Origin of the sequence: Rhodobacter ferrooxidans (assembly GCF_000176015.1) — a bacterium.
Taxonomy (GTDB): domain Bacteria; phylum Pseudomonadota; class Alphaproteobacteria; order Rhodobacterales; family Rhodobacteraceae; genus Pseudorhodobacter_B; species Pseudorhodobacter_B ferrooxidans.
This window is the reverse complement of sequence record NZ_ACYY01000005.1, coordinates 84,456-104,293: the sequence shown is the minus strand read 5'-3', so window position 1 is coordinate 104,293 and position 19,838 is coordinate 84,456. Positions and strand designations below refer to the sequence as shown.

Below are 19,838 nucleotides of genomic sequence, written 5' to 3'. Positions count from 1 at the left end.
TTCTTGCCCAGCCGCTTGATAGCGGCTGCGCGTTTTGCGCAGGAGGAACAGGGTTTTTTCATGGTAACAACGGAAACCGCCGCCCATTGAACGCAAGAGGCTTATGCTTTGCTTGCGGATCAATGTCCGGCCATTGCCAGCGGAGATAATTCCGACCGGCTGTGGTCAGCCCCATTTCATCCCATTTTTTTCGATCACTTTGACCGCGCTTTCCCACGCGATCCCAAAGAAGGGAACCCCCGACCATAGCGCCTTGCGAAAGATCAAGGACTTCGCCGTTAACCGCCGGAACCGGGAAAGCCCCGCCAAGCGAGGGACTGTCGATAACGATATAGCCGGGGTCAGAAATGACCGCCGTATTATCGACCTGTCGGCGCGGATCACCATTATCGCGCGTGATAAGCGGCGTCAGCCCGCTAGGAACGCCGCCATATACCTGCCGAGAAGCAGGAGAACCGGCGCCGCCAGAACCAGTAACATCACCCGCGCCATCCGAACCCCCAAGAGCCTGCCGAAGCGTCGGCATGGAATTTTGGCCAGCATAAATGCCGCCCACCTTGGGCCGCAAGGTCAGCGACATGACCTTTTGCCGCAGCACAGTGTTTTCCTGTGCAAGGGCATTGGTTTTCGAGAGTTTGGCCTCGTCCTGGCGTTTCGCCAGATTATCCGCAAGGATCATCCCGGCATCAGCAATAGCCGAACCCATGTAGTTTTGCGATTGGCTACCGCCAACCGCGCCAACCGACCCCAGAAGAGTAAGCGGATTGATTTTGAAATCCTCAGCGGCCCGCATGATGCCTTTGACATGGCCGTAAGCATTGGCCTTGGCGGACGGGGCTTTCTTGCCAAGCAAGCCGCTGAGAAGCGTAGCGCCAGCGGAGATAAAGGCGGGATTAATCATCAAACACCGCCAAGCTGGCGAGCCGCCACCGCCACGTCACGACGCAACCGCTTGTCAGCGACCCAAAAAATGTCCGCGACAAGATTAACGGCGAGGCTATAAGCCTCATCCGTAACGGTATCATCAAGACGAATTTGGACGAGGCGACGAACCGCCTCGTCATAGGTCGAGACCGGGAGCCGATCCTCTTGCTGCAAGCTAGGCTTGCGGAAAACACGCGCGAGGACGGCCATCAGATCACCAGCGAGGCAATACCGGCACAAAAGGCCTTTTGACCGACCGGCCAGACCATGGCAAACAGGGTGCCAAGCACGCCCAGAAGGGGCAGCACAATCACACGAAGCTTGGCAGATTGCAGAATTTTAGCCATTTCACGAACTCCACGGGCGGGATGCCCGATGGTTCGATTTCATACACAACGCCGATAATCAATATTATGTAATATTAATGCGACCCAGGTTTGCACTCCGCTTGCGGATCGCGTCGATGAAGTTCACACGGCAACTGAGCTTTGAATTGCAACGCATTGCTGGAAAACGGTTTCCCTAAACGATTGCCATTTCCAGAAACGGTTTTCCGTCCAGCACCCGACCCACGGACAGATCAGAAAGATCAAGGCTGCGCCAGCCGCCGTGCAGCAGATGTTCGGCAATGCCGCGGCCGATGGCGGGCGCTTGTTGCAAGCCGTGGCCGGAAAAGCCGTTCATCAGGAAAAGGTTCGGCAAGGCCGGATGCGGCCCGAGGATCGCGTTCTGGTCCAGCGTGTTGTAGGCGTAATGCCCGACCCAGTGTCGGATTACCTTGACCGCGTCAAAGCCCGGCGCGCGATGGTAAAGCTGTTCCCAGATCACGTCTTCGAACAGATGCAGGTCCGGCTCGAAATCGTCCGGCGCGCAAGGCCCGTCGTCCTGCGGCACGGTCGCGGTGATCCAGCCGCTGTGCTCGGGCCGCAGATAGAAACCGGCATCGACCAGCAGCGGCGCTTGCGGATGGCGGGCGTTGGGCGCGTCGATCACGAACACCGTGCGTTTGCGCGGCTCGACCGGCAGCGCCAGCCCGGCCATGGCCATCACCTGCGCCGCCCTGGTGCCCGCGGCATTGATCGCGGCACCGCAAGCCACCCGACCGGCCTTGGCCAGCGCGAGGGCCACAACCTTGCCGTGTGCAACCTCGATCTCCACCACCTCGTCGCTGACAAACAGCGCGCCTTGCATTTTGGCGGCAGCACGAAACCCCGCCAGCAGGCCCATATTGTCAAACCAACCCTCGTCGCGCGGCCCGAACGAGCCCGCGGTCAGATCGGCGACATTCAGCCAGGGAAACCGTGCCGCCAGCGCGTCGGGGTCCAGCACTTCGGTGGCTGCCCCATGGGCACGCTGCATTGCGGCGACCTGCGCAAGCTGCGCCCTGCCCTCGGCTGTCGTGCTGAGAAACAGATAGCCGTTCTCTTTCAGCCCCAGCGAGGACACCCCGACATCGACCCCCAGCCGTTCCTTGAAATTCCGTATGAAATCAATGCCAAAGCGCGAGATTTCGACGTTCACCGCCGTGGTGAACTGCTGGCGGATCGAGGCCACCGACAGCGCCGTGGAGGCCCGGGCAAAGCTGGTGTCACGCTCGATCACCATCACCCGCAGCCCCGGCTGCATCCGCGTCAGCCAATACGCCGCCGCCGCCCCCATCACCGCCCCGCCGATGATTGCGACATCCACCGCCCTGTCCGTCATTCCTGCCTCACTGCCGGGAATCATGCGCCTTGGCACTCGACAAGGCATCGCTGTGATCGCTAATACAAGATTTGTGTCGAGAACAGCCCGTGCCGCGCAACCTGCGGGAAAATCGGGGATTTGTTCCCATTGGTGTAAGAGTATGGTGAAACGGTGACAGAGGTTTTTCAACTCCTGGGTGAAATTGCTCACGCCCGGTCGGTCAACGAGGTCTGGGCGCTGAGCACGCCCTACTACCGCGATCTGGGTTTTGCGCGGGTCAATTACAGCTTCACCCGGTTCATGACCGACACCACGCTGGGCGATCCGGCGGATGCGTTGTTTCTGACCACCAGCTCACCGGAGTATCTGCGGGTGTTTACCCGCGACCGGTTCTATGCCCGCACGCCGCTGTTTCACTGGGCGCTGCACAATGTCGGGGCCTGCACCTGGCGCTGGGTGCACGAGGCGCTGGCCGCGGGCGATTTGACCGCCGATCAGGCCGAGACAGTGCGCAGCAATATCGCCATGGGGGTGGTGGCCGGGATCACCATCTCTTTCCCCTCGGCGGCACCGCGGTCCAAGGGTGGGCTGGGGCTTATTGGTGACACCTGCCTGAGCCATGATGACGTGGACGACATCTGGGCCAACCACGGCCAGCCGTTGCTGGCGGTGGCCAACATGATGCATCTGAAAATCAGCCAACTGCCGATGGCCACCCGCCGCCGCAACCTGACCGATCGGCAGCGGCAGGCGCTGGAATGGGTGGCCGATGGCAAGACCACGCAGGATATCAGCCAGTTGATGCGCATTTCGGTGGCGATGGTGGAAAAGCACCTGCGGCTGGCGCGCGAGGCGCTGGAGGTGGACACCACGGCGCAGGCGGTGGCCAAGGCGGCGCTGCTGAACAAGATCTTCCACGGCAGCCCCCTGCCCGCCGACGCCAAACGGCCGTCGCCGGGGTTAGGCGGCAGGTAGGGAATACCGGACTTACCTGACGCAGCGTTAACTGGCAGGTTGCACAAGTTCCGCGCGAGGGCTTTGGCCTGAAGTCGCGGAATCGGAGCGGTGGTTTTTCACCGTTTCCGTGACGAAAGCCTGCGCCGCGGTTGCTTCCCCAGAAACCCGGCAAAAAAAAAAACGGTGCAACCTCCCCAGGGTTGCACCGTTTGCGTTTTCAGGCAGGCCCATCTTCAATCAGGCCCGTATTCAATCAGGCCCGACCGTAGCCGGGCCGCAGCGATCAGCCGGCCAGAGTCTTTGCGACCTCGGCGGCGAAATCTTCCTTTTCCTTCTCGATGCCTTCGCCGACCATGACGCGGGCAAAGCCGGTGATCTCGACGCCCGCTTCCTTGGCCGCCTGTTCGACGGTGACATCGGGGTTGATCACGAACTGCTGGCCCAGCAGGGTGTTTTCCGAGAAGAACCGCTTCATCCGCCCCGGAATGATGTTGTTCTGGATCACCGCATCGGGCTTCGGCTTGGCCGAAGATGCGTTTTCTTCCAGCGCCTTCTGGGTCTGCACGGTCAGTTCGCGCGCCACGATCATCGGGTCCAGATGCGCTTCGGAAAGCGCCATCGGGGCGGTGGCGGCGATGTGCATGGCGAATTGCTTGCCGATGACCGCGGCCTTGTCGGCCGGGCCTTTCAGCGCCACCAGCACACCGATCTTGCCCATGCCTTCGGTGGCGGCATTGTGGACATAGGACACCACGGTATCGCCTTCCAGAACGTGCAAGCGGCGCAGCGTCATGTTCTCGCCGATGCGGGCGATGGCGCCGTTGATCACCGCCTCGACGGTTTCACCGTTCAGATCGGCGGCGCGCAGCACCTCGACCGACTCGCCGGTCTGCAACGCGACCTTGGTCACTTCGCGCACCAGCGCCTGAAAATCCGGGCTCTTGGCCAGGAAGTCGGTTTCCGAGTTGATCTCGACGGCAACGCCGCGGCCATCGGTCACAGCCACGCCCACCAGACCTTCGGCGGCCACGCGGTCGGCCTTCTTGGCGGCCTTGGCCAGACCCTTGGTGCGCAGCCAGTCCACCGCGGCTTCCATGTTGCCGTCGGTTTCAACCAGCGCCTTCTTCGCGTCCATCATGCCTGCGCCGGTGGATTCGCGCAGTTCCTTCACCATCTGTGCGGTGATCGCCATAGCGGCTCTCCTGTGGTTCAATGGAAAATCCCGGCGAGGCTTCCCCCCGCCGGGCAAATGGTCGGACGTCGAGGCTCAGGCCTCGACGACGGCGTCTTCTTCCGGCGCCTGATCCAGCGCGCCAAGGTCGATGCCGGCGGCACCCATCTGGGCGGTCATGCCGTCAAGGGCGGCACGCGAGATCAGGTCGCAGTAAAGCGCGATGGCGCGGGCGGCGTCATCGTTGCCGGGGATGATGTAATCGACGCCCTTGGGCGAGCAGTTGGTATCGACCACCGCAATCACCGGGATGCCCAGCTTCTGCGCTTCCAGAATGGCCAGGTCTTCCTTGCCCACATCGATGATGAAGATCAGGTCGGGCACGCCACCCATTTCGCGGATGCCGCCCAGGCTGGCTTGCAGCTTGGTCTGCTCACGCTCGATGTTCAGGCGTTCCTTCTTGGTCAGGCCGTCGGCGCCATGCGCCATCAGCTCGTCCACCTGTTTCAGCCGGTTGATCGACTGCGACACGGTTTTCCAGTTGGTGAGCGTGCCGCCCAGCCAGCGGTGGTTCATGTAGAATTGCGCGCAACGCTCGGCAGCTTCCGAGATCGGCTTTTGCGCCTGACGCTTGGTGCCGACGAACAGGATGCGGCCGCCCTTGGCCACGGTGTCGCGCACCACTTTCAGCGCCTGGTCCAGCAGCGGAACGGTCTGCGTCAGGTCAAGAATGTGGATGCCGTTGCGGTCGCCGTAGATGTATTCGCCCATCTTCGGGTTCCAGCGTGCGGTCTGGTGGCCGTAGTGAACGCCAGCTTCCAGCAGCTGACGCATGGTGAACTCAGGAAGAGCCATGTCTTATCCTTTCCGGTTTCGATCCTCGGCAAAGCTGTCTCAGACCGAATGGTCCAACCGGCGGACGCTGCGGGATTTCTCCCCGCAATGCCCAAGCCCTGCCTGTGAAGTGGGGTGCCTCTAGCCCGGCTCCGGCGCGATTGCAAGCCCTTGCGGCGGTGCGGACCGATGCGGCAGCAACTTCTGGCCTTCGGCGAGGATATTTTTGCGAAGATGAAACCTCAAGACCCTTTTTCCTGGTCAAATACCCCCCGCGAAGCGTCGGTCCGGGCCACTTGCGAAGGCTTGGGGTTTGCGCGACAAGGCGGAATGACACCAACCCCGGACATCCTGTGCATCGGTGCCGTGCTGTGGGACATCATCGGTCGCGCGCCGGTGGCCATGCCGTTCGGGGCCGATGTGCCGGGGCGGATCAGCCGATTGCCCGGTGGGGTGGCGATGAACATCGCGATGACGCTGCGCCGCTTTGGTCTGCGCCCTGCCCTGCTGTCGGCCATCGGTCGCGACGCCGAGGGGCAGGAGTTGCTGACCGCCTGCACCGGCATGGGGTTGATCACCGATTTCATCCACCGCAGCGATGATCTGCCGACCGACCGCTATCTGGCGATCGAGGGGGCCGAGGGCATGGTTGCCGCCGTTGCCGATGCCCGCGCGCTCGAGGCGGCGGGGGCGCGGATATTGGCGCCTTTGGCCGATGGCCGGTTGGGCAGCGCGGCGCGGCCCTGGGCGGGGATGATTGCGGTCGATGGCAATCTGACGGCAATGATGCTGGCCGACATGGCAGGCTCGCCGCTGTTTGCCGCAGCCGATCTGCGGGTGGCCCCGGCCAGCCCCGGCAAGGCCGACCGGCTGGTGCCCTTGCTGGCGCATCCCGGCGCCACGCTCTATGTCAATCTGCAAGAGGCGGGCATCCTGTGCGGCAGGGTCTTTGACGGCGCAGAGGCGGCGGTCGAAGGCCTGCTGGCGCAGGGCGCCGCAAGGGCGCTGGTGACAGATGGTCCGCGTCCCTGTGCGATGGGTGCACGCGGTCAGGGTGTGATTTCCGCCACCCCGCCCGCCGTGCGCGTCCGCCGTTTTACCGGTGCGGGCGACACCTTCATGGCCGCCCATATCGTTGCCGAACGCCACGGCGCCGACGCGAGGGCCGCACTCGATGCCGCCCTGCGAGCCGCCGCCGACTATATATCAGGAGAGATTCCATGACCGCCCTGCCCCTGCGCTTTGCCCCCGAGGTTTACGATGCCCTGTCCAGCGGCGCGCCGGTGGTGGCGCTGGAATCCACCATCATCAGCCACGGCATGCCTTATCCGCAAAACGTGCAGACCGCCCGCGCAGTCGAGGCGGCGGTGCGGGCCGCGGGCGCTGTGCCCGCCACCATCGCGGTGCTGGGCGGCATGATCCATATCGGGCTGTCGGATGCCGATCTGGACCGGCTGGGCCAGGCACCCGAGGTGATGAAACTGTCGCGCGCCGATCTGGCAGTGTGCCTGACTTCGGGCCGGATGGGGGCCACCACGGTTGCCGCCACCATGATCTGCGCTAACCTGGCCGGGATTGCGGTGTTTGCCACCGGCGGCATCGGCGGCGTGCATCGCGGGGCGGAAACCAGTTTCGACATTTCCGCCGACCTGACCGAACTGGCGCGCACCGCCGTCACCGTGGTGGCCGCCGGCGCCAAGGCGATCCTCGATCTGCCGAAAACCCTGGAGTATCTGGAAACCCAGGGCGTGCCGGTGATCGCTTACGGTCAGGACGATTTCCCCGCCTTCTGGTCGCGCGCCTCGGGGCTGGCGGCACCCTTGCGGATGAACTCCGCGGCCGAAATTGCGAGCGCCCATCTGATGCGCGCCCGGCTGGGGCTGGCGGGTGGCCAACTGGTGGCCAACCCGATCCCCGAGGCCGCCGAGATCCAGCTTGCCGAAATCTCGCCCGCCATCGAACAGGCGCTGGACGAGGCGGCGGCGCAGGGCATCGCCGCCAAAGCGGTGACACCCTTCCTGCTGCAACGGATATTCGAGCTGACCGAGGGGCGCTCGCTGGCCTCCAACATCGACCTGGTGCTGAACAACGCCCGCCTTGGTGCTGCCATCGCCATCGAAATCGCCCGTCAGCGCGCGGCCTGACCCGGGCTTTGGCCATTGTTTCGCAGGTGCTGCGGCCTTACATTGCGCTGATGAAAAAGGAATAGTGATGACCGACCTTCCGCCCCCCCTTGCCCACAAGCGCCGCGGCCTGCTGGGCGGCCTGCGCGCCAGCTTTCTGACCGGACTGGTGGTGGTGCTGCCGGTCGGGCTGACCATCTATCTGATCTGGACCGTGATCGGCATGATCGACAGCTGGATCCTGCCGCTGGTGCCCGGTCCCTATCAACCCGATGCGCTGATGCGGCGGTTCTTCGGGCCGGACTACGAATTCCCGGTGCGCGGCGTTGGCGTGGTGGTGTTTCTGGTGTTCACCGCCGTGGTCGGCTGGATCGCCAAGGGCCTGATCGGGCGGTCGCTGATTGGCTGGGCCGAGGGGCTGGTGGACCGGATGCCCGTGGTAAGATCGATCTACAACGGCTTGAAACAAATCGCGGAAACGGTTTTCGCGCAGTCCGAGACCAACTTCGACAAGGCCTGTCTGGTCGAGTTTCCGCGCCAGGGTATCTGGGCCATCGGCTTTGTCGCCACCAAGGCGCGTGACGAACTGGCGCAGAAGATCCCTGTCGATGGTGATGTGCTGACGGTGTTCGTGGCCACCACGCCCAACCCGACCTCGGGCTTTCTGGTCTATGTGCCGGCCGACAGGGTGATCATGCTGGACATGTCGCTGGAAGATGCGGCCAAGCTGATCATCTCGGCCGGGCTGGTCTATCCCAATCCGAAAGACCCGTCGCAGCCCGTGCTGACCGCCGCCTGATCCCGGCCCCGCCGAAGGAGCCTCCGGCGGGGATATTTGAGAACAGATGAAAGGCCTTGGCGGGCGTTCTTCGTGTGACGCTTTAAAGCGCCGTCCAGCCGCCATCGACCGAGATGGTGGTGCCGGTGATCTGGTCGGCATGCGGACTGCACAAAAAAACGACAGTTCCACCGAGCTGTTCGGTTGTGGCAAATTGCCGCGACGGTTGCCGCGACAGCATCACCTCGCGCACCACGGTCTCGCGGTCCATGCCATGCGCCTTCATCTGGTCGGGGATCTGCGCCTCGACCAGCGGGGTCAGCACATAGCCCGGGCAGACCGCGTTGCAGGTGATGCCTTGCCCCGCGGTTTCCAGCGCGGTGGTCTTGGACAGCCCGACCAGCCCGTGCTTGGCGGCGATATAGGCGGATTTGTAGGGGCTGGCGGTCAGGCCATGCGCCGAGGCGATGTTGACCACCCGGCCCCAGCCGCGCGCCCGCATGCCCGGCAGGGCCGCGGCGGTGGTGTGGAAGGCCGAGGAAAGGTTGATCGCCAGAATGGCGTTCCACTTGTCGGTGGGAAACTCGTCGATCGGGGCGACGAACTGGATGCCCGCATTGTTCACCAGAATGTCGCAGCTACCCGCACGTTCCACCAGCCCACGGCAGGCCCCGCCATCGGCCATGTCGGCGGCGATGTAGCGGGCTTTCACCCCATGCGCGGCGGCAATGCTGGCGGCCAGCGCATGATCCTCGGGCCGGTCGGTGAAGGAGTTGATCACCACATCGGCCCCGGCGCGCGCCAGTTCCTGCGCGATCCCCAGCCCGATGCCCGAGTTCGACCCGGTGATGATTGCGGTTTTGCCCCTGAGCGTCATGCCTGTCTCCCGTCCCTGCTGCGCCTGCAGCGATAGCCGATATCGGCGGCGGAATCGAGCCGGGATCGGCGTGATTCTATGCCCGGTGGCAGCCGACCGATCGGCGCGCGAAACCTTAACGATTGCAGGGGACAGGGCCAAAAAAAACGCCAGCACAAGGCTGGCGTTAAGTTATTGAGGCAGGTTTCATACAGGCAAGAAACCTATCGAGCAGTAGGTATCTTATACGCGCTAAGCTGCCGGGGGGGAAGTAAAAAGTTTGAAATGGCCCCGGCGGCGCTTTACGGTTGCGCCAGCAAATGCAGGCCGCCGGGAGATTGTTGCCAGAATGAAATCAGAATTTTTCGCAAAACTCAAAGGCATCACTGCAGCCGTGCTGCTGGGGGCCGTGGCGCTGCCCGCGGGTGCCGAGCCGCGTCATGGCATAGCTATGTATGGCGAGCCCGCCCTTCCACCCGATTTTGTGTCTTTGCCCTATGCCAACCCCGAGGCGCCCAAGGGCGGGGCGATCGTTTTCGGCGAGTCCGGCGGCTTTGACTCGCTGAACCCCTATATCGTCAAAGGCTCGGCCCCGGCGGGTGTCGGGCTGCTGACGGTCGAGACGCTGATGGGCCGGTCCTACGACGAACCCTTCACGCTGTACGGTCTGCTGGCCGAATCGGTGGATACCGACGACGCCCGCTCTTGGGTGGAATTCACCCTGCGCGAGGGCGCCCGATTCTCGGATGGCAGTCCGGTCACGGTGGAAGACGTGATCTGGTCGTTCGAGAAACTGGGCACCGAAGGCAGCCCGCGCTATGCCGGGGCCTGGAAAAAGATCGCCAAATCCGAAGTAACCGGGCCGCGGTCGGTGAAGTTCACCTTCAACACCGAAGACCGCGAACTGCCGCTGATCCTGGGGCTGCGCCCCATTCTGCAACGGGCGCAGTGGGAGGGTAAGGACTTCACCGCCTCGACCCTGGAAGCGCCGATCGGTTCCGGCCCCTATGTGGTCGATAGCTTCGAGCCGGGTCGCTTCATCACCTTCAAGAAGAACCCGAACTGGTGGGGCCGCGATCTGGCCTTCAACCGCGGCCAGCACAATTTCGCGACCGTGCGCTATGACTATTTCGGTGACAGCGGCGTGGTGTTCGAGGCGTTCAAGGCCGGCGAGATCAGCACCTGGCGCGAAGGCAATGCCGCCAAGTGGCTGACGAATTACGATTTTCCCGCCGTGGCCTCGGGCGATATCGTGCGCTCGCAGATCCCGCATGGCCGGCCTTCGGGGATCGAGGGCTTTGCCTTCAACACCCGCCGCCCGATTTTCGCTGACTGGCGGGTGCGCGAGGCGCTGATCCAGGCGTTCAATTTCGAACTGATCAACACCACCATCACCGGCGGCACCGAGCCGCGCATCACCTCGTATTTCTCCAATTCCGTGCTTGGCATGCCCCCCGGTCTGCCCGCGGTCGGCAAGGTCAAGGAGCTGCTGACGCCGTTTGCCGCCGATCTGCTGCCCGGCGCGCTGGAGGGGTACAGCTTGCCGGTGTCGGATGGGTCGGAGGCCAACCGCAAGGGCATCCGCACCGCCACCGCCCTGCTGGAGGAAGCGGGCTGGACGGTGCAGGACGGCGTGCTGAAAAATGCCGCAGGTCAGGCTTTCGCCTTCGAGATCCTGCTGGTGCAGGGGGCCGACGAGCTGATCTCGGTCGCCAACATCTATGTGGAATCGCTGAAACGGCTGGGCATCGACGCGCGGGTGACCACGGTCGATAGCGCCCAATACAAGGAACGCACCAACGCCTATGACTTTGACATGACACATTATATCCGCTCTCTGTCGCTGTCGCCCGGCAACGAGCAGATGCTGTATTGGGGCTCGGCTGGGGTGACCGAACCGGGCACCCGCAACTGGCCCGGCATCAACTCGCCCGCCGCCGAGGCGATGATCCAGACCATGCTGACCTCGACCGCGCCCGAGGATTTTGTCGCCGCCACACAGGCGCTTGATCGGGTGCTGACAACGGGTAGATATGTCGTGCCGATATGGTATTCTGCGGTTTCAAGGCTGGCGCACAGCAAACACCTGCGATTCCCCGCGCGCCTGCCGATTTATGGGGACTGGTTGGGATTCCAGCCAGAAGTCTGGTGGTATGAGGACTGAGGCAGAGACGATGACCAAGAAACTGATGATGATGGCCATGCTGGCCATTCTGGCAGGGTTCAACACCATTGGCGGGGTCGGACAGGACATCACGGCCGGAGCGGACCGGGTGTCTGGCTGGTTCTGATGGGCCAGACCGCCGCGAGGTGCCTAGGGTCGGCGGCGGTTTCCGATCAACACCGTTTGGTGAGGACGGCTGCACATGGTGCGGTCCGTCCATTCTGCCTGTGTGCAGTCTTGTGTCGGTTCGATCTGTTGGTGCGCATTTGGCGGAAGGCCAGTGAATGTCGTTGTTCGTAAAGACCCTGGTGGTGGTGATCTTCATGGGTACCTCGGTGGCGCAGGCGGCAGAAGGCTGCCTGACCCGTGCCGATCTGGTCAATGGGATCGCGGTGACCACCAAGGATGGCCGCACCCACGAGGTGACAGCGGCGGCGAACGGTCAGTCGGTGACTGTGCGCTATTCCTGGAAAACCGGTCGCGTTACCGCCGCTTCGGTGATGCAATACCGCAATGGCCGGTATCTTGTGTCCGACACCCGCAGCTTTTCCGATCGGCACCGTAACCGCAAGTTCCGGCTGACCCGCAACATGCAGGGCGTGGTTCAGCGCGACCAGTTCCGCTATGTCGGCAGCAACTTCCCCGATCTGGCAACGGGGGTCAGTTGGCTGGCACCGGTCAGCATCCGTCACGAAACCACCGACGCAACCGGCGCCATCAGCGAAAGCACCGACAGCACGGCCACCGCCGTCTATTCCGGCGTCGATGATCAGGTCGTGACGGTTGCAGGCTGCGCCTACCGGGCGGTGGGGATCGAGGTCGAATACTCCGGCAAGTCCGACCGCCTGATCAAGCGCCGCCAGTTGTATTTTCCCGACCTGGGGTTCAGTGTGATCACCGCTTCCGGCCCCGACAGTTACGGCCCGGCGGACCGCAATGATGTTACCGGTGTTTACCGCCTGTCCCAATGACCATTTCGTGCGAGGCTGACATGCCCTATCCGAAAGTATCCCTGGCCCTGTGTCTGGTTTTTGGCGTCCCTGCGCTTGCTGCCACCGAACCCTGCCTGACCCACGCCGATCTGGCGGCCGGTATTCAGGTCAGCACCGAGGATGGCCGGGTCTATCAGGTGAAGGAAAGCGCCAGCGGCAAGAAGGTCGAGATCCAGCACGTCTGGACTCCGGGCGATACCGGCTTCACCTCGGTATTGGTCACCCGCATGGGCCTGTATCTGCTTTCAGATTTTCGCACCTATTTCTCGCCCCCCTCGACCGGCACCGATTTCATCGTCGGCGGCCACGAGGGCACCGAACAGCTTGACCGCTTCAAATACGCCAACTCTGCCTTCCCCCAGCCGCAGCCGGGCAGCATCTTTGCAAGCGCCGTGCGCATCACCCATGATTTTCAAAGCCCCTCGACCGGGCCGCAGGAAACCGAGAAATACAAGGTCGATGCGGTTTACAGCTTTCTGGCCGAACAAAGTGTCAGCATCTCGAAATGCGATTACCGGATGATCCCGGTCGAGGTGACGATGGCGGCACAGGGCGAGACCTTCCTGCAGCGCCGCCAACTGTATTTCCCCGATCTGGGCTTCAGTGTGATCACCGCCACCGGCGACGACGCCTACGGCCAGGCCGGCAAGAACGGCATTACCGGCTTTGCCCGCCAGACCCCGGCGGTGCCCGCCGCGTTTTCCGACTGACGCCTACAGCAGCGCCGTCACCCACAGGATCGTCGCATCCTCCTGCGACAGGCTGATCACGTTATGCCCCATCGAGGCGTCGTAATAGGCGCTGTCGCCGCGCTTCAGCTCCACCGGCTCGTAGAATTCGGTGTAAAGCCGGATCACCCCGGTCAGCACATACAGAAACTCCTCGCCGTCGTGCCGCACCCAGCCGTCGAATTCGGCGGCGTCGCGGGCGCGGATGGTGGTGCGGTAGGGCAGCATCTGCTTGGCGCGCAGGGTGGTGGCCAGCAATTCGTGTTCATAGGTGGCGGTGGCCTGCGGCTGGCCCTGCCCGGCCTTGGTCACCCCCAACCGGCCGTTGACCTGCGCCTTCGATGGCGGGGTGAAAAGTTGCGGCACGGTGATCGCCAACCCCTCGGCCAGTTTCTTCACCGCCTCATAGGTCGGTGACATCTGGCCATTCTCGATCTTCGACAGGGTCGATCGCGCCAACCCCGCCTTCACCGCCGCCTGTTCCAGCGTCCAGCCGCGACCTTTGCGCAACTCGCGCACCCGGGCGCCAAGGTTCAGCGGCTCGACCACGGCGGCGGCGCCGTCCTCGCGGGCGATGCGGATGATGCGGCTGGGGTCGGGTTTGCTCATGGCCCTGTGCATTACGGCAGGCGGGCCGCGCTTGCAACGCTGCTGCGGCGGCGTTAGCTGTGCCAGACTTTTCCACGCTGCGAGAGTGCCGATGATCCGCCTTGATATCTTTTCCGATCCGGTCTGCCCCTGGTGCTACATCGGCAAGGCGCTGCTGGACCGCGCGTTGGAGGCGCACCCGACGCATCCCTTCGCCGTGGCCTGGCATCCGTTCCAGCTCAACCCCGGCATGCCGAAGGAAGGCGTGGACCGCGCCGAGTATCTGGAGGCGAAGTTCGGCGGCAAGCTGGCGGCGGTGCAGGTCTATGCCCGGGTCGAGGCGGCGGCGGCCGAGGCCGGGCTGGTGATCGACTTTGCCGCGATGAAGCGGATGCCCAACACGCTGGACGCGCACCGGCTGATCCATTGGGCGGGGCTGGAGGGCAAGCAATCGGCGGCGGTTTCGGCGCTGTTCCGTGGCTTTTTCCGCGAGGGGCTGGATATCGGTGACGCCGCAACGCTCGCCCGCATCGCCGGATCGGTGGGAATGGACGAGGGGCTGACCGCCCGCCTGCTGGCCTCGGACGCCGACCGCGACGATCTGATCGCCCGCGACATCGACGCCCGAAAGAAGGGCGTCAACGCCGTGCCGACCTATCTGATCGCCGGCCAACATGTGCTGTCGGGTGCCCAGCCGACCGAGCTTTGGGGCCGGATCATCGACGATCTGGCAGCGCAGGCATGAGCACGCAACGCCTGTCCCAAGCCGAATTCATCGCCATGCTGGCGATGCTGTTCGCCACCGTGGCGTTTTCCATCGACGCCATGCTGCCCGCCCTGCCCGAGATTGCCGCCGAACTGACCCCCGATGCCCCCAATGCAGCCCAACTGATCCTGACCAGCTTCGTGCTGGGCATGGGGCTTGGCACGCTGTTTGTCGGCCCCTTGTCCGACACGTTCGGGCGCAAGCCAGTGATTCTTGCAGGCGCGGCGCTCTATTCTCTGGCCGCTTTGGCCGCCTGGGTGGCGCCGACGCTGGAAACCATGCTGCTGGCCCGCATGGTGCAGGGCCTGGGTGCCGCCGCCCCGCGCATCGTGTCGCTGGCGCTGGTGCGCGACCTCTATCGCGGGCGCGAGATGGCGCGGGTGGTCTCGATCGCCACCATGTTCTTCACGCTGGTGCCCGCCGTCGCCCCGGCGCTTGGCATGGCCATCATCGCAGGCTTCGGCTGGCGGGCGATCTTTCTGGCCTTCGTGCTGTTTTCCGCCGTGTCGATCCTGTGGCTGCATCTGCGTCAGGCCGAAACCCTGCCGCCGCCGCTGCGCCGCCCGCTGCATTTCACCCCGCTGCTGGCAGCCCTGCGCGAGGTGCTCAGCCACCGGGTGATCGTGCTGGCCATCGCGGTGCAGACCCTGTGCTTTGCCGCCCTGTTCGGCACGCTGTCCTCGACCCAGCAGGTGTTCGATCAGCATTACGGCATGGCCGCGACCTTTCCCTACTGGTTTGCCGGCATCGCGCTGGCGGCGGGGTCGGCCAGCCTGCTGAACGCCCGGCTGGTGGTGCGGCTGGGGATGCGGCACATGGTGACGGTGACGCTGGCGGTGCAGATGCTGGCGTCCACCGCCATGGCGCTGCTCACCTGGGCCGGTATGTGGCCAGCCACTTTGGACTTTCCGGCTTATCTTCTATGGACTTGCGGGGTGTTCTTCATGACCGGCCTGACCATCGGCAACCTCAATGCGCTGGCACTGGAGCCGGTGGGGCATATTGCCGGGATGGCCGCCTCGGTCTCCGGGGCGATTGCCACGGTGGCCTCGGTCGCGATTGCGGTGCCGGTGGGGCTGGCGTTCGATGGCACCGCGGTGCCGCTGCAAGCCGGGGTGGCGGTTTTTGCCGGGTTGGGCTGGCTGCTGATGCGGCGGATGCCACATTAGCTTTGCCTCAGAACCCATTAGTAGGGCGATATTTCAGCCGTTGGGCCGCACCACTTTTTCCGCCAGATCACGGGCGATGCCGAAGGCGCCCTTGATCCGCTCTGCCTCGGTTTTCCAATCGGCGGCCAGCACGATCTTGTTGTCCTTGATCCGCGCCCCGGTCTGCGCCCGGATGAAATCCACCAGCCCGGCCGGATTGGCGAACTTGTCGTTGTGAAACTGCACGGTGGCGCCTTTCGGCCCGGCATCCAGCCGTGAAATCCCGGCCCGCTTGCACATCGACTTGATCCGCACCACCAGCAGCAGGGTGTTCACCTCTTTCGGCAGCGCCCCGAAACGGTCGATCAACTCGGCGGCAAAGCCCTCCAGCTCCACCTTGGTCGATAGCGCCGAAAGCCGCCGATAGAGGCCCAGACGGATGTCCAGATCGGGCACGAACGCCTCGGGGATCAGCACCGGCACGCCCAGATTGATCTGCGGCGCCCATTGGTCGTCCATCCGGCTCAGCCCCTGCAACTCGCCGGATTTGATCTTGGAAATCGTCTCTTCCAGCATCGCCTGGTAAAGCTCGTAGCCGACCTCCTGGATATGCCCCGACTGCTCCTCGCCCAGCAGGTTGCCCGCGCCGCGCAGGTCAAGATCGTGACTGGCCAGGTTGAAGCCAGCGCCAAGGCTGTCCAGACTTCCCAGCAAATGCAACCGCTTGGTGGCCTGCGGCGTCAGCGGGCTGCGCGGTTTGGTGGTCAGATAGCAATAGGCGCGGGTCTTGGCGCGGCCCACCCGGCCACGGATCTGGTAAAGCTGGCCCAAGCCGAACATGTCGGCGCGATGCACGATCATGGTGTTGGCGGCGGGAATATCGAGGCCGGATTCGACGATCGAGGTCGCCAGCAGCACGTCATATTTGCCGTCGTAAAAGGCGTTCATCCGTTCGTCCAGATCATGCGCGGCCAGTTGGCCATGGGCGATGACGTGGGTCACCTCGGGCACATGATCGCGCAGGAAGGCCTCGATCTCCGGCAGGTCAGAGATGCGCGGCACCACATAGAACGACTGGCCGCCGCGGAAGCGCTCGCGCAGCAGGGCCTCGCGTACGGTAATACCATCAAATTCAGACACATAGGTGCGGATCGCCAGCCGGTCCACCGGCGGGGTGGCGATGATCGACAGATCGCGCACCCCGGTTAAGCTGAGTTGCAGGGTGCGCGGTATAGGCGTGGCGGTCAGGGTCAGCACATGCACTTCGGCGCGCATTTCCTTCAGCCGTTCCTTGTGCGTCACGCCGAAATGTTGTTCTTCGTCAATGACTAACAAGCCGAGGCTCTTGAAACGGATGGCCTTGGCCAGCAGCGCATGGGTGCCGATGCAGATATCCACCGTGCCATCGGCAAGCCCTGCCCGCGTGGCCGCCGCATCCTTTGCTGTAACAAAGCGCGATAAGGGTCGGATTTCAATGGGAAAACCGCGAAATCGGTCGTGAAAGCTGCGGTAGTGTTGGCGGGCCAGCAGCGTGGTCGGGCAGACCACCGCCACCTGCATCCCGGCCAAAGCGGCGACAAAGGCCGCCCGCATCGCCACTTCGGTCTTGCCAAAGCCGACATCGCCGACGATGAGCCGGTCCATCGGGCTGCCCGCCTCCAGATCCGCCACCACATCGGCAATCGCCGCCAATTGGTCGTCGGTTTCCTGATAGGGAAAACGCGCGGCGAAGGCCTCCCACATCGCGTGCGGTGCTTCCAGAATCGGGGCGTGGCGCAGGTGGCGTTCGGCGGCGATCCGCATCAGCCGTTCGGCGATTTCGCGGATGCGGTCCTTGAGCTTGGCCTTCTTGGCCTGCCAGGCGCCGCCGCCCAGACGGTCCAGCAAGCCTTCCTCGTGACCATAGCGCGACAGCAGTTCGATATTCTCGACCGGCAGGTAAAGCCTAGCGTTTTCAGCATATTCCAGCGCCAGGCATTCATGCGGCGCCCCCAGCGCCATGATGGTTTCCAGCCCGCGGAAACGGCCGACCCCATGTTCGACATGCACCACCAGATCGCCGGGGGAAAGGCTGTTGACCTCTGCCAGAAAATTCTCGGCCTTGCGGCGCTTGCGGGGTTTCGAGATCAGCCGGTCACCCAGCACATCCTGTTCCGAGATCACCGCAAGGCCCGGCGCGGTAAAGCCCTGCTCCAGCGCCCAGACCACCAGGAAAAGCCCGCCACGCCCCTCCGGCAGGTCGCGCATATCCTTCAGATGCGCCGCACCGCGCAGACCCTGATCTTCCAGCAGCCCCTGCAAGCGTTCGCGCGCACCTTCGGACCAGGAGGCGATCACCACCTGCCGCTCTTCACGCAACGCTTTAATATGCGCGGCCAAGGCACCGAAAAGGCTTACGGATTCCAGTTGGCGTTCCGCCGAGAAACTGCGCCCGGCCCGCCCACCCGCGTCCAGCACCCCCGGCCCCGGCGATTGCGGCAAGGGCGACAGTTGCACCACGCGGTGCGGCGCCAGCGCCGCTTCCCAATCGGCATCGTCCAGATACAGCAAGGCCGGTGCCGCCGGTTTGTAAACCGTGTCCATCCGGCCCTTGGCCGTCAACGCCTCGCGCCTTGCATCATACTGGTCGGCGATGCCGTCCCAACGGCTGAGCCGCACGGCGGTCACCGCATCGTCCAGCATCACCGATGCCTGCGGCAGATAGTCGAACAGCGTCTCCAGCCGCGCATGGAACAGCGGCAGCCAATGCTCCATGCCCTGATGCTTGCGCCCGGCACTGACCGCCTCATACAGCGGATCGTCCACCCCGGCGGCACCAAACTCGATGCGATAGGCCTGACGGAACCGGGTGATCGCCGCCTCGTCCAGAATGACCTCGGACACCGGCGCCAGATCGACATGGCTCAGCTTCTGGATGGTGCGCTGGGTGGCGGGGTCGAAGCGGCGCGCGCCATCCAGCACGTCGCCAAAGAAATCCAGCCGCACCGGCCCGCCCGGCCCCGGCGGATAGATGTCGATGATGCCACCGCGCAGCGCATAGTCACCCGGTTCCGTCACCGTGGTCACCAGCGAAAACCCCATGCGCGACAGGAACCCGCGCAACGCCCCTTCGTCCACCCGGTCACCGACCCGGGCCGAGAAGGACGATGCCGCCAGCACCGCCCGGGTGGGCAGCCGCTGGGTGGCGGCGCTGACCGTGGTCAGCAGCACGAACGGCCCGGCAACCCCCTGCGCCAAAGCGGCAAGCGTCGCCATGCGGCGGGCGCAAATCTCGGGGTTGGGCGAGACGCGGTCATAGGGCAGGCAATCCCAGGCCGGCAGGTCCAGCACCACCGCCTCGGGGGCCATCACCGCCAGCGCCGCCCGCATCAGCGCCATGCGCTTGTCATCGCGGGCCACATGGATCACCGGCACCCCGCGCGCCAGTTCGCGCGCCAGCAGCCGCGCGTCATAGCCCTTGGGCGCGCCGCCAAGAGTGATGCGGTCCGCCGCAGCCACTATCCCAGCGCCCCGATCTGCATGTTCTGCCACATGCCCCACATCGAGGTGGCCAGCAGCGACAGCATCCCCACCGCCTGCACCGTCTTGCGGTGCCAGTTCAAGCGGCGGTCCAGCGTTTCGCCGTTACACTCGGTGGTCGCGATGATGCGGGCGGTGCGCAGGCTGATCAGTCCGACCAGGGTCATCGGGGCGGCAAGGCAGAACACCGCCTGGGCAAACTCGATGCCGTAAATGAACCCCAACCCGACCAGCATGCTGAGCATGAACCCGACGATGCCGGCGATCCACAGCCCCGACACCTGCGCGATATGCAAAAGCCGCGCCACGTTGATCTGCACCATCATCTCCAGATCGACCTGCGCCTGACCACCGTGTTTGCGCGCCCGTTGCAGCATGTCGAACGGCACGCCCAGCACATAATGGCTGGCCATCGACCACATCACCGCCAGGGCAATCCAGAACCACAGGTTCGAGAACGACCGCATGTCGATGAATTCGAAGATGGTTTGATACCAGTGCAACGTGCTTCCCTTGCAAAAAATCAGGCCCCGTCGCGGGTGGCGGGTGCCGTTGCGGCATTCCTACCCTTGAGATGCGCGCTTTTCCATGGCAGGCAGAAAAT

Annotated in this window: 19 protein-coding genes; 9 read left to right on the top strand and 10 right to left on the bottom strand. The window is 64.0% G+C overall.

All coding sequences use genetic code 11. The features are described 5' to 3' along the window. Nucleotides 1–58 precede the first annotated feature (58 nt). From RSW2DRAFT_RS17850 to RSW2DRAFT_RS05415, 4 genes are all read right to left on the bottom strand, one after another. A complete protein-coding gene (locus tag RSW2DRAFT_RS17850; RefSeq protein WP_008028841.1) occupies nt 59–901 on the bottom strand; it encodes a hypothetical protein in 843 nt (280 codons plus the stop codon). Beyond that, nucleotides 901–1,134 (bottom strand): hypothetical protein, encoded by a 234-nt coding sequence (locus RSW2DRAFT_RS05420; protein WP_040671655.1) that lies wholly within the window; start codon nt 1,132–1,134, stop codon nt 901–903. Before RSW2DRAFT_RS05420 ends, RSW2DRAFT_RS17850 begins: the two co-directional genes overlap by 1 nt. Further along, entirely contained in the window at nt 1,134–1,271 is a 138-nt protein-coding gene (locus RSW2DRAFT_RS17845) for a hypothetical protein (RefSeq protein ID WP_008028839.1), read from the bottom strand. The genes RSW2DRAFT_RS05420 and RSW2DRAFT_RS17845 overlap by 1 nt, the downstream gene beginning before the upstream one ends. 175 nt (nt 1,272–1,446) lie before the next feature. After that, on the bottom strand, nt 1,447–2,628 hold the full coding sequence (locus tag RSW2DRAFT_RS05415) for an NAD(P)/FAD-dependent oxidoreductase (RefSeq protein WP_008028838.1): 1,182 nt from the start codon (nt 2,626–2,628) through the stop codon (nt 1,447–1,449). 153 nt (nt 2,629–2,781) lie between these two features. On the opposite strand from RSW2DRAFT_RS05415, the gene RSW2DRAFT_RS05410 reads away from it, so the two are divergent. After that, nucleotides 2,782–3,585, top strand: a complete 804-nt coding sequence (locus RSW2DRAFT_RS05410; RefSeq protein WP_008028836.1) for a helix-turn-helix transcriptional regulator — start codon at nt 2,782–2,784, stop codon at nt 3,583–3,585. A gap of 265 nt (nt 3,586–3,850) precedes the next feature. Here the strand turns inward: RSW2DRAFT_RS05410 and tsf are convergent, their stop codons facing one another. Both tsf and rpsB read right to left on the bottom strand, forming a co-directional pair. Then, the gene (tsf, locus tag RSW2DRAFT_RS05405) at nt 3,851–4,759 is read right to left on the bottom strand and encodes a translation elongation factor Ts (protein ID WP_008028835.1); all 909 of its coding nucleotides are present in this window, start codon (nt 4,757–4,759) and stop codon (nt 3,851–3,853) included. Between the two features lie 75 nt (nt 4,760–4,834). Further along, complete coding sequence (gene rpsB / locus RSW2DRAFT_RS05400; RefSeq protein WP_008028834.1) at nt 4,835–5,593, bottom strand: 30S ribosomal protein S2; 759 nt, start codon at nt 5,591–5,593, stop codon at nt 4,835–4,837. 309 nt (nt 5,594–5,902) lie between these two features. Between rpsB and RSW2DRAFT_RS05395 the strand changes: the two genes are divergently transcribed. From RSW2DRAFT_RS05395 to RSW2DRAFT_RS05385, 3 genes are all read left to right on the top strand, one after another. Further along, nucleotides 5,903–6,796, top strand: coding sequence for a PfkB family carbohydrate kinase (locus tag RSW2DRAFT_RS05395; protein ID WP_040671681.1), 894 nt, complete (start codon nt 5,903–5,905; stop codon nt 6,794–6,796). Next, complete coding sequence (locus tag RSW2DRAFT_RS05390) at nt 6,793–7,716, top strand: pseudouridine-5'-phosphate glycosidase (protein WP_008028832.1); 924 nt, start codon at nt 6,793–6,795, stop codon at nt 7,714–7,716. The genes RSW2DRAFT_RS05395 and RSW2DRAFT_RS05390 overlap by 4 nt, the downstream gene beginning before the upstream one ends. Before the next feature lie 67 nt (nt 7,717–7,783). Then, the gene (locus RSW2DRAFT_RS05385) at nt 7,784–8,494 is read left to right on the top strand and encodes a DUF502 domain-containing protein (RefSeq protein ID WP_008028830.1); all 711 of its coding nucleotides are present in this window, start codon (nt 7,784–7,786) and stop codon (nt 8,492–8,494) included. An 82-nt stretch (nt 8,495–8,576) separates the two neighbouring features. Here the strand turns inward: RSW2DRAFT_RS05385 and RSW2DRAFT_RS05380 are convergent, their stop codons facing one another. Continuing rightward, nucleotides 8,577–9,350, bottom strand: a complete 774-nt coding sequence (locus RSW2DRAFT_RS05380) for a 3-hydroxybutyrate dehydrogenase (RefSeq protein ID WP_008028827.1) — start codon at nt 9,348–9,350, stop codon at nt 8,577–8,579. A 328-nt stretch (nt 9,351–9,678) separates the two neighbouring features. Here RSW2DRAFT_RS05380 and RSW2DRAFT_RS05375 point away from each other — a divergent pair, with 328 nt between their 5' ends. The 3 genes from RSW2DRAFT_RS05375 to RSW2DRAFT_RS05365 all read left to right on the top strand — a co-directional run bounded on the left by RSW2DRAFT_RS05375 (nt 9,679) and on the right by RSW2DRAFT_RS05365 (nt 13,195). Continuing rightward, on the top strand, nt 9,679–11,493 hold the full coding sequence (locus RSW2DRAFT_RS05375; protein ID WP_008028825.1) for an extracellular solute-binding protein: 1,815 nt from the start codon (nt 9,679–9,681) through the stop codon (nt 11,491–11,493). 284 nt (nt 11,494–11,777) lie between these two features. Further along, complete coding sequence (locus RSW2DRAFT_RS05370; RefSeq protein WP_008028821.1) at nt 11,778–12,464, top strand: hypothetical protein; 687 nt, start codon at nt 11,778–11,780, stop codon at nt 12,462–12,464. Between the two features lie 20 nt (nt 12,465–12,484). After that, entirely contained in the window at nt 12,485–13,195 is a 711-nt protein-coding gene (locus RSW2DRAFT_RS05365) for a hypothetical protein (protein WP_008028818.1), read from the top strand. A 3-nt stretch (nt 13,196–13,198) separates the two neighbouring features. On the opposite strand, the gene RSW2DRAFT_RS05360 is transcribed toward RSW2DRAFT_RS05365, so the two are convergent. Beyond that, nucleotides 13,199–13,822, bottom strand: coding sequence for a helix-turn-helix domain-containing protein (locus RSW2DRAFT_RS05360; protein ID WP_008028816.1), 624 nt, complete (start codon nt 13,820–13,822; stop codon nt 13,199–13,201). Nucleotides 13,823–13,913: 91 nt separating this feature from the next. On the opposite strand from RSW2DRAFT_RS05360, the gene RSW2DRAFT_RS05355 reads away from it, so the two are divergent. Then, nucleotides 13,914–14,546, top strand: a complete 633-nt coding sequence (locus RSW2DRAFT_RS05355) for a DsbA family oxidoreductase (RefSeq protein ID WP_008028814.1) — start codon at nt 13,914–13,916, stop codon at nt 14,544–14,546. Continuing rightward, nucleotides 14,543–15,736, top strand: coding sequence for a multidrug effflux MFS transporter (locus tag RSW2DRAFT_RS05350; RefSeq protein ID WP_008028812.1), 1,194 nt, complete (start codon nt 14,543–14,545; stop codon nt 15,734–15,736). The genes RSW2DRAFT_RS05355 and RSW2DRAFT_RS05350 overlap by 4 nt, the downstream gene beginning before the upstream one ends. 33 nt (nt 15,737–15,769) lie before the next feature. Here the strand turns inward: RSW2DRAFT_RS05350 and mfd are convergent, their stop codons facing one another. Both mfd and RSW2DRAFT_RS05340 read right to left on the bottom strand, forming a co-directional pair. Then, nucleotides 15,770–19,213, bottom strand: coding sequence for a transcription-repair coupling factor (gene mfd, locus RSW2DRAFT_RS05345; protein ID WP_008028810.1), 3,444 nt, complete (start codon nt 19,211–19,213; stop codon nt 15,770–15,772). Then, the gene (locus tag RSW2DRAFT_RS05340; RefSeq protein WP_008028809.1) at nt 19,213–19,737 is read right to left on the bottom strand and encodes a hypothetical protein; all 525 of its coding nucleotides are present in this window, start codon (nt 19,735–19,737) and stop codon (nt 19,213–19,215) included. The genes mfd and RSW2DRAFT_RS05340 overlap by 1 nt, the downstream gene beginning before the upstream one ends. Nucleotides 19,738–19,838: the final 101 nt, after the last annotated feature.